General features: G+C 77.2%; 14 protein-coding genes. 4 read left to right on the top strand and 10 right to left on the bottom strand.

Features of this window, described 5'->3' with window-relative positions:
• Positions 1-65: 65 nt before the first annotated feature.
• A complete protein-coding gene (locus tag H505_RS0103890) occupies positions 66-614 on the bottom strand; it encodes a winged helix-turn-helix transcriptional regulator (RefSeq protein WP_026400921.1) in 549 nt (182 codons plus the stop codon).
• An 80-nt stretch (positions 615-694) separates the two neighbouring features.
• Between H505_RS0103890 and H505_RS0103895 the strand changes: the two genes are divergently transcribed.
• Positions 695-1,444 carry a class I SAM-dependent methyltransferase gene (locus H505_RS0103895; RefSeq protein ID WP_026400922.1) on the top strand — a complete coding sequence of 250 codons (750 nt, stop codon included), beginning with the start codon at positions 695-697 and terminating at the stop codon, positions 1,442-1,444.
• Between the two features lie 171 nt (positions 1,445-1,615).
• Here H505_RS0103895 and H505_RS49675 read toward each other — a convergent pair whose 3' ends face one another.
• Positions 1,616-1,873 carry a hypothetical protein gene (locus tag H505_RS49675; RefSeq protein ID WP_026400923.1) on the bottom strand — a complete coding sequence of 86 codons (258 nt, stop codon included), beginning with the start codon at positions 1,871-1,873 and terminating at the stop codon, positions 1,616-1,618.
• A 282-nt stretch (positions 1,874-2,155) separates the two neighbouring features.
• Positions 2,156-3,061, bottom strand: a complete 906-nt coding sequence (locus H505_RS0103910; RefSeq protein ID WP_026400924.1) for a LysR substrate-binding domain-containing protein — start codon at positions 3,059-3,061, stop codon at positions 2,156-2,158.
• A 71-nt stretch (positions 3,062-3,132) separates the two neighbouring features.
• Here H505_RS0103910 and H505_RS39675 point away from each other — a divergent pair, with 71 nt between their 5' ends.
• Positions 3,133-4,167 (top strand): YeiH family protein, encoded by a 1,035-nt coding sequence (locus H505_RS39675; RefSeq protein WP_084549825.1) that lies wholly within the window; start codon positions 3,133-3,135, stop codon positions 4,165-4,167.
• 61 nt (positions 4,168-4,228) lie between these two features.
• On the opposite strand, the gene H505_RS39680 is transcribed toward H505_RS39675, so the two are convergent.
• Both H505_RS39680 and H505_RS0103925 read right to left on the bottom strand, forming a co-directional pair.
• Positions 4,229-5,764 carry an SMI1/KNR4 family protein gene (locus H505_RS39680; RefSeq protein ID WP_084549828.1) on the bottom strand — a complete coding sequence of 512 codons (1,536 nt, stop codon included), beginning with the start codon at positions 5,762-5,764 and terminating at the stop codon, positions 4,229-4,231.
• A 37-nt stretch (positions 5,765-5,801) separates the two neighbouring features.
• Entirely contained in the window at positions 5,802-7,181 is a 1,380-nt protein-coding gene (locus H505_RS0103925) for an MFS transporter (protein WP_026400925.1), read from the bottom strand.
• A gap of 92 nt (positions 7,182-7,273) precedes the next feature.
• Between H505_RS0103925 and H505_RS0103930 the strand changes: the two genes are divergently transcribed.
• The gene (locus tag H505_RS0103930) at positions 7,274-7,852 is read left to right on the top strand and encodes a TetR/AcrR family transcriptional regulator (RefSeq protein ID WP_026400926.1); all 579 of its coding nucleotides are present in this window, start codon (positions 7,274-7,276) and stop codon (positions 7,850-7,852) included.
• Between the two features lie 37 nt (positions 7,853-7,889).
• On the opposite strand, the gene H505_RS0103935 is transcribed toward H505_RS0103930, so the two are convergent.
• The 4 genes from H505_RS0103935 to H505_RS0103950 are packed head-to-tail and all read right to left on the bottom strand — an operon-like array spanning position 7,890 to position 10,345.
• On the bottom strand, positions 7,890-8,720 hold the full coding sequence (locus tag H505_RS0103935; protein WP_026400927.1) for an EamA family transporter: 831 nt from the start codon (positions 8,718-8,720) through the stop codon (positions 7,890-7,892).
• Positions 8,717-9,238: a MarR family winged helix-turn-helix transcriptional regulator gene (locus tag H505_RS0103940; RefSeq protein WP_026400928.1), complete on the bottom strand. Its 522-nt coding sequence runs from the start codon at positions 9,236-9,238 to the stop codon at positions 8,717-8,719. Before H505_RS0103940 ends, H505_RS0103935 begins: the two co-directional genes overlap by 4 nt.
• 52 nt (positions 9,239-9,290) lie before the next feature.
• Entirely contained in the window at positions 9,291-9,815 is a 525-nt protein-coding gene (locus H505_RS0103945; RefSeq protein WP_034516527.1) for a nitroreductase family protein, read from the bottom strand.
• Positions 9,812-10,345: a sugar O-acetyltransferase gene (locus H505_RS0103950; RefSeq protein ID WP_157432907.1), complete on the bottom strand. Its 534-nt coding sequence runs from the start codon at positions 10,343-10,345 to the stop codon at positions 9,812-9,814. The genes H505_RS0103945 and H505_RS0103950 overlap by 4 nt, the downstream gene beginning before the upstream one ends.
• Before the next feature lie 249 nt (positions 10,346-10,594).
• On the opposite strand from H505_RS0103950, the gene H505_RS0103955 reads away from it, so the two are divergent.
• The gene (locus H505_RS0103955) at positions 10,595-11,509 is read left to right on the top strand and encodes a TIGR03854 family LLM class F420-dependent oxidoreductase (RefSeq protein ID WP_026400931.1); all 915 of its coding nucleotides are present in this window, start codon (positions 10,595-10,597) and stop codon (positions 11,507-11,509) included.
• 15 nt (positions 11,510-11,524) lie between these two features.
• Here H505_RS0103955 and H505_RS0103960 read toward each other — a convergent pair whose 3' ends face one another.
• Positions 11,525-12,001, bottom strand: a complete 477-nt coding sequence (locus H505_RS0103960) for a (2Fe-2S)-binding protein (RefSeq protein WP_026400932.1) — start codon at positions 11,999-12,001, stop codon at positions 11,525-11,527.
• Between the last annotated feature and the right edge of the window lie 9 nt (positions 12,002-12,010).

The raw sequence follows: 12,010 nt of genomic DNA on the forward strand, positions 1-12,010 counted from the left end.
GCCTCACCCGGAAGGGTGACCGCCGCCGCCCGGCCCCCGACCAAAGGCGGGTCCGCCGGCCCGCGTCACCCCTCCGCGGGACGAGGCCGCCCCTGATCCGCGTCCGGGTCTTCGGCGGCGCGCGCGAGGAGGAGGGGGCCGAGGACGCGCGTGGCGGGGCCGACGCGGCCGCCGGGGCCCGGGCGCTGGTCGGTGTTGCCCACCGTGAGCGGCTCCCCGCAGTGCGCGCAGGCGAGGACGGGCGTGGTGTCGTGCCCGCAGTCGCGGTGGCGGATGCGCGCGGGCGGGCCCGCCTCCCCCGCGTACCAGCGGTCGCCCCAGTTCATCAGCGCGAGCAGGACCGGGTAGAGCTCCTTGCCCTTGTCGGTCGGCCGGTAGTGCGCGCGGGGCGGGTGGTCCTGGTACTGCTCGCGGGTCAGGACGTCCTCCTCGACGAGGCGCGCGAGCCGCGCGGAGAGGACCTTGCGGGAGATGCCGAGGTCGCGGGCGAGGTCGTCGAACCGGGTGATCCCGAGCAGGACGTCGCGCATGATCAGCGCGGTCCAGGCGTCCCCGAACAGGTCGGTCGCGCGGGCGATCGAGCAGGCCGCGTCGGACAGCGGGGTACGGGTCATGCCCGGCAGGCTACCCGAAGGTTCCCTGAGGGAACTCAGTTGGTATCTTGAGGGAACTCACGAGGGAGAGGACGCCCGGCATGGGAACCGCACCGCTCATCGAACTCGACTCCACCCGCCCCGGCGCCGTCGACGGGCGCCGCCTGCGCGCGATCGCCTTCCAGGACGTGCGCATGGCCTACCTCGCGGAGCACGGGCTCGCCCGGGGCCGCGCGCTCGTCCTCGGCGGCGGCACCGGGGAGCTGCCGCACGGCATGGCTCGCGCCGGCCTGGACGTGACGGCGCTCGACCCGTCCCCGGCGGCGACCCGCATCGCCGAGGCCGCCGCCGGAGACCTGCCCGTCGTGCACCGCACCGCCCGCGCCGAGGACTTCGACGTGCCCGCCGCGTCCTTCGACCTCGTGTACGCGGCCGACACCTTCGAGATCACCGGCGACCTCGACCGCGTCGTCGAACTGGCCGCCCGCGCCCTGCGGCCCGGCGGCGCGCTCGTGTACGACACCGTCAACCGGACCGTCCCGGCGAAGCTCGTCTACCTCGGCGCCTTCCAGCGCCTCCCGTGGACCCGCATCATGCCGCCCCGCCGCTACGCGAGCGACCGGCTGCGGCGCCCGTCCGACGTCGCCGCCGTCCTGTCCCGGCACGGTTTGCACGCCGAGGACGTCTGCGGCTTCAAGCCCGCGAGCGCCGTCGGCCTCGTGCGCACCGTGCTGGCCCGCCGCCGCGGCGCCGTCGGGGACGACGAGGTCGCGGCGCTGGCCGGGTTCGTCCTCGACCCGGGCGGCCCCCCGGTCGTCACCTACCTCGGCCACGCCCGCAAGCCCGCCTGACCTGGCGTGTCCATGGGGCAGGTCCAGGGTCCAGCACTACTACGCGACGCGGGCGGACCTCGTCGCGGACGCGGTCACCCGGGCGGTGCGGGCGCTCGACGCCCGCATCGAGGCGTCGATCCGGGCGGCGGGCGCCGAAGGCGACCCCGAGACGATCCTGCGCTAGTGCCTCTACGCGATCCTGGCCGCGACGAGGAGGGCCTGCGGCTGCTCCGGCTGTCCGTCGCGGTGCTCGGGCAGGCGGTGTCCGACCCGGCCATGGCCGCCGTGCTCGCCCCCGGCGACGACGGGCTGCTGCCGTTCACGGCGGACCTCATCGCCGCCGCCCGCGCCGCCCGCGGCACCCCGGCCCGCGGCGACGACCGCGTCGCCGCCGACATCTGCTGGACGCTCGCCACCGGCCTCGGCGTCGACGTCGCGCTGGGCCACCGCTCCCCGACGCCGCCAAGGCGGTGCTCGACCACCACGTCGACACCGTCCTCGCCCCGCCCACCGCCTGACCTCCCGCCGGACGCCTCGGGGCCCGCCCGCCAAGGCCGACCGGCCCCCGCGTCCGCCGCCCCCGGCACCTCCGTACAGACCCTCATGACGGGGCCGACGGCAGGCCCACCGGCGACCCTCGATCGACTCGCCCCGCGTCCGCACGTCCCGCGACACCGCGCTCCCCGGCGGGACGGCGTTCGGCTCGGCGGGCAGGGCCGACCGGGCGGGTCAGGGGGCGGGGCGGCGGGCGGCGCGGGCGAGGAGGTCGGCGGCGGGGCCGGCGGGGTCGGTGCCGGTGCGCCAGACCGCGCGGAGGGAGCGTTCGAGCGTCATGCCCTCGATGGGGATCTCGGCGAGGGTCCCGGCGGCGAGGTCGGGGCCGACGACGAGCTCGCTGATCAGGGCGGGCCCGGCGCCGGCGGCGACGGCGTTGCGAACAGCCGTGCCGGAGCCGAGTTCCAGCAGCGGCGGGGCGAGTTCGAGGTCGCGGGCGGCCATCGCGCGGACGGCGGCCTCCCGGGTGCCCGAGCCCGCCTCCCGGCTGATCAGCGGCGTCGCGGCGACCTCGGCGGGCGGAACCGGGCGGGCGCGGCGGGCCCAGCGGTGGCCGGGCGGCGCGACGAGGACGAGCCGGTCGCCCGCGACGGCCCGGCTGCGCAGGCCGGACGGGCGCCCGGGGGACTCGATGAAGCCGATGTCGACGTCGCCGTTCCGCGCGAGCTCGCAGACGCGGGCCGAGTTCGTCACCTGCATGCCGACGTGGAGGCCGGGGTCGTCGCGGCGGAGGTCGCCGATCCAGGCGGGCAGCAGGTGCTCGGCGACGGTGACGCTGGCCGCGACCGTGAGCCGCCCGCTGCGTTCGCGGCGGAGCGCCTCGGCGCCGTCGGTGAGCGCGGTGAGGTCGTCCAGGACGCGGCGGGCCCACCCGGTCACCAGCAGCCCGGCGGGGGTGAGGGCGGAGCCGCGGCGGGTCCGGTCGACGAGGCGGAGGCCGAGCCGCCGTTCGAGGCGCGACAGCCGCTTGCTGGCGGACGGCTGGCTGACGCGCAGTTCGGCGGCCGCGGCGGTCAGGCTGCCGTGCTCGGCGACCAGGACGAGCAGCCGCAGCGATTCGACGTCCGGCGGCGCGGTCATGCCCCGAGGCTATGACGTGAGGTCGAACCGCCCGGTACCGGGATGGCCCGGACGGGCGGAGGCTCGGTGGCATGGACGTCGAACGCGAACGGGCCGAGAACCGCCGGACGGCGCGCGCCCGCGGCGCGCGGGCCCGGTGGGCCGCCGCCGGGCCGGGGGTGTCGGTGGCGGCGACCGGGGCGGGCGCGGCGATGGTGCTCGCCGGGTTCGCGCCGGCGCTGAGCCCGCTGACGGTCGCGGTGCTGCTGGGGGTGGTCGCGGGCGGCGCGCTGCCTGCGGCGACGGCGGACGGCCTGGCGTGGGCGACGCGGAGGTTCCTGAGGGCGGGGGTGGTGCTCCTCGGGTTGCAGCTCGGCCTCGCGGAGGTGCTGCGGCTCGGCCCCGGGACGCTCGCCGCGGTGGTCGTGACGGTCGCGGCGGGGTTCGCCGGAACGATCGCGCTCGGCCGGCTCGTCGGGGTGCCGCGGGGACTCGGCCTGATGGTCGCGACGGGGTTCTCGGTCTGCGGGGCGTCGGCGATCGCGGCGATGGACGGGGCCGCCAGGACCGAGCGGGAGGACGTCGCGGGCGGTGTCGCGCTCGTGACGGTCTACGGGAGCGCGGCGATGGTGCTCGTCCCGTTCCTCGGCGCCCGGGTGTTCGGGCTGGACGGCGAGGCGCTCGGGATGTGGGCGGGGCTGAGCGTGCACGAGGTCGGGCAGGTGGTGGCGGCCGCGTCGCCGGCGGGCGCGGCGGCGGTGGGGACGGCCGTGGTCGTGAAGCTCACCCGCGTGGTGCTGCTCGCGCCGATGGTCGCGGCGGTGGGCGTCCTGGAGCGGCGGCGGCCGGGCGGCGCGGGGGCGCGGCCGCCGATCGTTCCGCTCTTCGTGGTCGGGTTCCTGGCGGCCGTGGCGCTGCGCGGCGCGGACGTCCTGCCCGGGGCCGTCCTGGCGGGCGCGGCGGACGTCTCGACGGTGCTGCTGGCCGCCGCGATGTTCGGGCTCGGGACGTCCGTGCGCGTCGGGACGCTGCTGCGGACGGGACGGCGCGGCCTGTTGCTCGGCGCGCTCTCGACGGCCCTGGTGGGCGGCGTGTCGCTCGGGGCACTGACCGTCCTCGGCGCGTGACGGGCCGCCCGGACGGGCCGGTCCGGGCCGGTCCGGGCGGGGCCGGGGCCCGCCCGGGGCGTCACCGCACGCTTCCCTCGAAGTACTCCGGGGCGTCGAGCGGCTCGTCGGGCCGGAACCCTTCGGCCCACTCGCGGATCTGGCCGGGCGCGGGGTCGCCCGCGAGCTCCGCGGCGGACAGGCCGGGCACCGCGCCGACCTCCCGCCACTGCTCGGGCGACAGCGTCAGCGACAGCAGCCCGTCCAGTTCGCGGACCACTCCGAGGCCCCGGACGGCCGACCCGGACAGGTCGAGCGCCTGCAGGCGCGGCAACGTCCGCAGGACGCCGAGGTCGACGGGCTCGCTCGTCTTGAGCCGCACCGCGCGCAGGGCCGGGTGCCCGGCGAGGGGCGCGAGGTCCACCGCGCCGAGTTCGACTTGCAGCATCTCCACCGGCGCGTCGCGCAGCGGGGCGAGGTCGGCGGGGCCGTCCCCGAACAGCGTCACCGCGTGCAGGTGCGGCGCGCTGCGGACGGGGCTCAGATCGACGTCGCGGACCTTGTCGACGACGAGGTGCCGGATCCGCTTCGGCTTCGCCGGGATGGGGGCGTTCCCGCGCCAGAACGACTTGCTCGGGTCCAGGTAGCTCGGGAACTCCGCGTCCACGTGGAGGTATCCCTCGTCGTTCCGGTACGCGCCGCGGTCGAGGGCCGCCACCAGGGCGCGCAGCATGTGCGTGACGGACGGGGCGACGAGCATCGGCGCGCCCCCGTAGTTCCGCCCCATGCGGATGACCTGCCCCGGACGTCCGGCCGGTCCGGGGTCCATGTCGACCGCGAGGAAGTCGCCGCCGGTGCTCGTCGCGAACGGCACCCATTTCGGAGTGCCGACCCACCGCCGGACGACCCCGGGCGGAGTCCCGCCGGGCGTCGACCACAGCGGGTTCATCCTCCACGACCACGGCTCCTCGTGCTCGACGAGCGTCGTGCTCTCCAGCGCGAACCACGGATGGTTGTGGAAGAGCCCGGTGTCCTCGTCCCCGTCCGCCTCGCCGTACAGGGCCAGCAGGTCGGGCGGGAGCTCGCCGTCGAACCGGTCCAGCAGCGCCGCCCGCTCGTCCTCGGCCAGCGGCTCGGCCAGCCATTCCTCCTCCTCGAGGATCTCCCGGCGTTTGCGCAGGTACTCGCGGAACAGCCGGACGGCCTCGTCCGGGTCCCCGGCGAACGTCGGGTTCGCGCAGGGCGGTTCGAGGGCGCCGGGCTGCTCCGGGAGGACGTCCGGCCGCAGCACGTACAGGACCCGGTCACGCTCGTACCGGGAGCGCGTGAGCGACCGTCCGACCACCGCCTCGAACCGCCCCGAGGGCTCGACGAGCAGTTCGACCGCCACCTCCTCTCCCCCGCCGACCAGCTCGTACAGCTTCCGCACGTCGAGAGAGGGCGACAGGGAGTCGCCGTCGCCCTCCGTCTCGTACCAGCTTCCGGTGCCGCCCCTGCCGTGCGGCGTGGCGTACTCGCGCACCAGCGCCCGGCGCCATCCGTCCGGCGCGCCTTTCATGATCTCTTCGGCCGCGTGCAGCAGCACACCGTGCGCGGCCTCCCTCTGGTGATCATCCATAGCGGGCAGTTCTACCGTTTCCCCCCGACACCGCCGGTCACGCGGGTGCGGGGGCGCGGCCGGGGGTCAGCGGCAGCGCGGCGGCCGCGCCGGCGGCGGCGGCGACCGCGGCGAGGGTGAACGCCCCGGTGAAGCCGTCGAGGGTGGTTCCGGCCAGGCTCGCGGCGGCGACGCTCGAGACGACGGCGGCGCCGAACGACGCGCCGAACTCGTGGAACGAGCTGACGATGCCGGAGGCGATCCCGGCCTCGTGGGGCGCGACGCGGCCGAGCGCGGTCGCCGAGGCGACGACGAACAGGGCGCCGGTGCCCGCCGCCGCGACCGACACCCCGGCGACGACGGCGACCGGGTTCAGCGACACCGCCGGGGCCGCCATGCCGGCCGCCGCGACCAGCAGGCCCGCGACGGCCGGCGCCCGGCCGCCCCACCGGCCGATGACCCGCCCGGTCGCGTTCGCGCCGAGCATCGTCGCGACCGCGACCGGCAGGAACAGCAGGCCCGTCCGGAGGGCGCCGTAGCCGCGGGCGTGCTGGAAGTAGAACGTGCCGAGGAAGAACACCGCGATCATCAGGGCCGTCGCCATGAAGATGAGGAACGCGCCCGTCGCGACCGGGCGCCGCGCCAGGAGCCGGACGTCCATCAGCGGGGACGCGGCCCGCCGCTGCCAGAGCGCGAACAGCGCGTAGCCGACGGCGGCGGCGAGGACGAGCAGGCCGGTGCGCGCGGTGAGCCAGCCGTCCTCGCCCGCCCCGATGAGCGCGTAGATCAGCGCGGCCGAGGAGCCGGTCACCAGGACGGCGCCGGGCACGTCGACGCGGCCCCGCGCGGCGGCGGGCGGCCGCGCGGGCAGCAGGACGGCGAGGGCGGCGGCGATCGCCGCGCCGATCGGCACGTTGACGAGGAAGACCCACGACCAGCCGGGGCCCGCGGTGAGCAGGCCGCCGAGCAGGACGCCGAGGGCCGCCCCGCCGCCGCCGAGCGCGGACCACACGCCGAGGGCCTTGTTGCGCTCGTCCCCGTCGAACAGCGCCACGACCAGCGACAGCGCGGCGGGCGACAGCAGCGCCGCGCCCGCGCCCTGCGCGACGCGCCCGGCCAGCAGCACGGCGGCGGACCCGGCGAGGCCGGTCGCGAGGGACGCCGCGGTGAACAGCAGGAGCCCGGCGAGCACGACGCGCTTGGCGCCGGCCAGGTCCGCGATGCGCCCGCCGAGCAGCATCAGCCCGCCGAAGGTGAGGGTGTACGCGCTGACCGTCCAGGTCAGGGCCTCGCGGCCGACGCCGAGGTCGGCCTCGATGTGGGGCAGCGCGATGGCCACGACCGTGACGTCGAGGATCAGCATGAGCTGCGCCACCCCGAGGAAACCGAGCACGCGCCACCGTGCCGGGTGCGGCGTCGCCGCGGGCGACTGGGTCATCGGGTCCTCCCGGTGCAATAACTCGTACATCTGAATACGAGTTCTGCGGCCACCATAACTCATACATGGCCGTACGAGTTAGAGTGATGTCCATGACCGCACCCTCCGCCCGTCCCCGGCGCCGGGCCGACGCCGAGCGCAGCATCGCCCGCATCGTGTCCGCCGCCCGCACCCTGCTGAGCTCCGACCCGAACGCGAGCACGGACGACATCGCCCGCGCGGCGGGCGTCGGGCGGATGACCCTGTACGGGCACTTCCGCACCCGCGCCGACCTGGTCGAGGCCGCGCTCACCGACGCCCTGCGGGACGGCGAAGCGGTGCTGGCGGCCGTGGACCTGTCGGGGGACCCCCGCGCGGCGATCGGCAGGCTGCTCGCGTCGAGCTGGGAGCTGGTGGCCGAGTCGGGGGCGCTGCTGGCCGCCGCCGAGGACGTGCTCCCGGCGGGCCGCGTCCGCGAACTGCACGACCCGCCCGCCCGGCGCATGGCCGACCTCGTCCGCCGGGGCCGCGACGAAGGCGTGATGCGCACCGACCTGCCCGAGGCGTGGCTCGTCGGCGCCGTCCACTACCTCGTGCACGGCGCGGCCACCGAGGTCCGCGCGGGACGCCTCGCCGCCGAGGACGCCCCGGACGCGGTGACGAAGTCGGTCCTGTCCGTCCTGACGGGCTAGCCTCGCAGCCCCCGGGACGTCCGGCGCCCCGGTTTCGTCAGGGAAGCGTCAGCAGGACGACGGCGGCCGCGGCTCCCGCCAGCCCCGCCCCCTGCGCGGCCGACAGCCGCTCGCGCAGCCAGCCGACGCCCGCCAGCACGGGCACCACGGGGTACAGCGACGCCAGGACGACCGCGACGACGGTGAGCTGCTCGCGGGCGGCCTCCAGGTACAGGACGAGCGCCGCCGCGGCGACCGTCCCGTTCGCCGCCGCCCACAGCGCCGTCCGCGCGTCCGGCGGCCCCGCGCGCCGCGCCGGCGCCGCGATCACGAGCACGGCCGCGACCCGTCCGGCCGCGACCGGCCACGCGCCGGACTCGTCGCCCGCCTGCGCGAGCGCGAGGTACTGCACCCCGATGCCGAGGCTCGCGACGAGGCCGTCCCGCAGCGCGGCGCGCGCCGGGCCCCGCTCGTCCGGGCGGGACCGCGACACCAGCCACAGCGCGGGCAGCACCACCGCGATGCCCGCCCAGGCCGGGGCCGAGGGCCGGTCGCCGAGCAGGACGACCCCGGCGGCGACGGGGAGCGCGACCCCGCCGACCGCGCTCACCGGCACCACCACGCTCATAGCGCCCCGCGCGATGCCCCGGTACAGGAAGACCATGGCCGCGCCCGTCCCGGCGCCCGACAGCGCGCCCCACGCCAGGTCCCCGGGCCGGACGTCCGGGGCCGGGAGCAGCAGCGCGGCGAGCAGCGCGCAGCCGAGGCCCCCGGCCTGGCCCAGGAAGGCGACGGCCCGGAAGTCGGCGCGGCGGGCCAGCAGCCCGCCGGCCACGTCGGCGACGCCGTAGCAGGCGGCCGAGCCGAGCGCGAGCGCCGCGCCGGTCATGACGCCGGCCGGGCCCGGCGGTCCGCCTCCCCCACCGGGCAGACCGCCCCGTCGGTGCAGCACGCCCGGTCGCAGAGGCGGCACATGACGTCCGGGTCGCCGATCTCGTCGTAGAGGCGGCCGAGGAGCTTGCCGAGCAGCGCCCCGAGCGTCGCGCGCTCGTCGTCGTCCAGGACGGCGAGGGCGCCGGCCAGCGGAGCGCCGCGCGCGGCGAGCATCGTGCGCGCGGCCGCCCGTCCGGCGGGGGTCGGCCGGACGCGGACGACGCGGCCCGCGGCGGGCAGCCGCTCGACGAGCCCGGCGGCCTGCAGGCCGTCCACCATGCGGGCCGCCGCGGACTGGCTCAGCCCGACACGGCGGCCCAGCTCGGTGACGCCGAGCTCCGGGTCGTGCGCCAGGACGATCAGCGCCGCGGCCCCGCTCGGGCCGACCCCGCCCGCGCCGGCGGTGCCGGCGAGGATCACGTCGGTCACGGCCAGCGAGGCCGCCCCCAGCAGGTTCGCCACTCGATCATGCATGACTCATGCATATCAAGGTCCGGACGACCGCGACAAGGGCCGCGTCCCGGGGCTAGTCGGACGTCCAGAGGGTGTCGAGGCCGTGGCGCCCGGTCGGGATCGCCGAGGTGCCGGACGGGCGCGGCGCGGGGCGGCCGAGGGCGATGCCGGTCCGCACCCGCCACGGCTCGCCGAGCCCGGCGATCGCGGTGGCGCGCGCACTCTTCGCCTCCGGGAAGAACGTCACCGGGCAGGTCCCGAGCCCCAGCAGGTGGGCCGCGAGGACGATTGTCTGGGCGACGCGGCCGCCGTCGAACTCGGCGTCCGCGTGGCTCCGGTCGAGCGCGAGCAGGACGACGACCGGGGCGGCGCGCAGGTGCAGCGCGTACGCGCCGCACTCGCTCAGCGCGCGGCGGGTCTCCGCGGAGCGGACCGTGTGGAACCGCCACGGCTGCCGGTTGCGCGCCGACCCCGTCCACCGCGCCGTGTCGAGGATCTCCCGCAGCGTCGCGTCGTCGACGTCCTCGCCGGTGAACCAGCGGGTCGCCCGCACCGCGCGGAGCGCGGCGAGCGGGCCGGACGGGGGCCGGCCGGTCACAGCGACCGGACCACCCGCGCCGGGGTGCCCACCGCGACGACGTCCGGCGGGACGTCCTTCGTGACGACCGCCCCGGCGCCGATCACGCTGTTGGCGCCGACGGTCACCCCGGCGAGGACGATCGCGCCGCCGCCGATCCACACGTTGTCCCCGATCACGATCGGCGCCGCGCCCTCGATCTTCGCGCGCCGCCGCGCCGGGTCGAGCGGGTGCGTGGGCGTGAGCAGCTGGACGTTCGGGCCGATCTGGACGTCGTCGCCGATCGTGATCGGCGCGACGTCCAGCGCGGTCAGCCCGTAGTTCGCGAACGAGCCGGAGCCGACGGTGATGTACGTGCCGTAGTCGACGTGCAGCGGCGGCCGGATGTGCGCGTCGGGGGCGATCGAGCCGAGCAGCTCCTCCAGGACGGGCCGGGCGGCGTCCGGGTCGGCGGCGTACATCTCGCCGTACCGGTGGGCCAGCGCCACCGACCGCCTGGACGCGGCCTCCAGCTCGGGGTCGTCGGCGATGTACGGGTCGCCGGCCAGCATGCGTTCACGGTTGGTGCGGGTGTCCCCGGCGAAGAAGTCGGTCACGCGGCCACCCTACGGGCGCGGTCACGGCAGGTGCTGGGGCTCGGCGGGCCCGCAGCCGCTCGATCAGCTCGGACGTCCGAGGCGCCCGCGACGCCCCGCACGTCCCGGGCGAGCGCGTCGAACCGGCCCTGCGCGGCCTGACCACCGGGACGGCCCCGTGACGCGCCCTTGACCGGGCGCCGCGCACGGGGTTCTGATGGCCGGATGAAGATCCGCATCGGCGTGGGGGACGTGCCCGAACGCGGCGCACCGGACGGCCCGGGGCTCGCCGGCCTCGCGGCCGACCTGGAGGCGCGCGGCATCGACTCGCTGTGGCTGTCGGACCTGGCGGCCGCGCCGGACACCGTCGACCCGCTGGTCGGCATGGCGTACGCGGCGGGCCGCACCGAGCGGCTCAAGCTGGGGACGGGCGTGCTGGTGCTGCCCGGCCGCAACCCGGCCGTCGTCGCGGCGCAGCTCGCCGGGCTCGCCGCGCTCGCGCCCCGGCGCGTCCTGCCGGTCTTCGGCGTCCGCCCCGCGCGGCCCGCCGACCGTCCCGTCTACCCCGTGCCGGACGGGCCCCGCGCGGACGTGTTCGAGGAGGCCCTGCGCGTGGTGCGGGCGCTGCTCACCGAACCGTCCGTCACCCACCGCGGCCGGTACTTCCGCCTCGACGGCGCGTCGGTCGCGCCGCGGCCCGCCAAGCCGCTGGACCTGTGGCTGGGCGGCCGCGTCCCCGCCGCCATGGACCGGATCGGACGGCTCGGCGACGGCTGGCTCGGCGCGACCGTCACCCCCGCCGACGCCGAGGAATGCCGCGCCCTCATCCTGCGCGCCGCCGACCGGGCCGGACGGGCGATCGAGGAGGACCACTACGGCACCTACCTCACGGTCGTCCCGGACGACGCGGACGACCGCGCGGTGGACGCCCTCCTGGCGCGGCTCCGCAAGGACCGCCCCGACGTCGCCGACCCGCGCGACCTCCTGTGCTGGGGCTGGGACGGCGCCCGCGACCGGCTCCGCCGGTTCGTCGACGCCGGCCTGTCGAAGTTCGTCGTCCGCCCGGCGGGCCGGGTGGCGTCCCGCCGCGACTTCCTCGACGCCTTCGCCGCCGAACTGCTCCCCCTCGAGAACCGGTAGCGGCGCGCGGCGGCGTCACATCCGCTCGGCCCCGGACCTGACGGCGTCGCGGATGCGGGCGTAGGTGCCGCAGCGGCAGATGTTGCGCAGCTCGTCCAGGTCGGCGTCGGTGATCTCGCGGCCCTCGGCGCGGACCTGCCGGACCTTCGCCACCGCGGACATGATCTGCCCCGGCTGGCAGTAGCCGCACTGGGCGACGTCGTGCTCCAGCCACGCCTCCTGCATCGGGTGCAGGTCGCGGTCCACCGTGCCCGGCAGGCCCTCGATGGTGACGACCTCGTCGTCCGGGCCGATCCGGGACACCGGCACCGAGCAGACGTTGACCGCCTTGCCGTTCACGTGGGAGGTGCACGCCTGGCAGACGCCGATGCCGCAGCCGTACTTGGGGCCGGTGACCCCCAGCAGGTCGCGCAGCACCCACAGCAGGCGCACGTCGTCCTCGGCCTCCACGGTGATCTGCTCGCCGTTGAGCCGGAAGGTATGGGTGGGCACGTCGGGCTC

The sequence above is a fragment of the Actinomadura rifamycini DSM 43936 genome, from assembly GCF_000425065.1.
Taxonomy (GTDB): Bacteria; Actinomycetota; Actinomycetes; order Streptosporangiales; family Streptosporangiaceae; genus Spirillospora; species Spirillospora rifamycini.

Excerpts from the sequence above, each read along its gene's own strand:
- H505_RS0103935 (WP_026400927.1), bottom strand. The coding sequence starts at position 8,720 with ATGACCGGCGCGGCGCTCGCGCTCGGCTCGGCCGCCTGCTACGGCGTC.
- H505_RS0103910 (WP_026400924.1), bottom strand. The coding sequence starts at position 3,061 with ATGACCGCGCCGCCGGACGTCGAATCGCTGCGGCTGCTCGTCCTGGTC.
- H505_RS0103940 (WP_026400928.1), bottom strand. The coding sequence starts at position 9,238 with ATGCATGATCGAGTGGCGAACCTGCTGGGGGCGGCCTCGCTGGCCGTG.
- H505_RS0103895 (WP_026400922.1), top strand. The coding sequence starts at position 695 with ATGGGAACCGCACCGCTCATCGAACTCGACTCCACCCGCCCCGGCGCC.
- H505_RS0103930 (WP_026400926.1), top strand. The coding sequence starts at position 7,274 with ATGACCGCACCCTCCGCCCGTCCCCGGCGCCGGGCCGACGCCGAGCGC.
- H505_RS0103955 (WP_026400931.1), top strand. The coding sequence starts at position 10,595 with ATGAAGATCCGCATCGGCGTGGGGGACGTGCCCGAACGCGGCGCACCG.
- H505_RS39680 (WP_084549828.1), bottom strand. The coding sequence starts at position 5,764 with ATGGATGATCACCAGAGGGAGGCCGCGCACGGTGTGCTGCTGCACGCG.
- H505_RS39675 (WP_084549825.1), top strand. The coding sequence starts at position 3,133 with ATGGACGTCGAACGCGAACGGGCCGAGAACCGCCGGACGGCGCGCGCC.
- H505_RS0103925 (WP_026400925.1), bottom strand. The coding sequence starts at position 7,181 with ATGACCCAGTCGCCCGCGGCGACGCCGCACCCGGCACGGTGGCGCGTG.
- H505_RS0103950 (WP_157432907.1), bottom strand. The coding sequence starts at position 10,345 with ATGCTGGCCGGCGACCCGTACATCGCCGACGACCCCGAGCTGGAGGCC.
- H505_RS0103890 (WP_026400921.1), bottom strand. The coding sequence starts at position 614 with ATGACCCGTACCCCGCTGTCCGACGCGGCCTGCTCGATCGCCCGCGCG.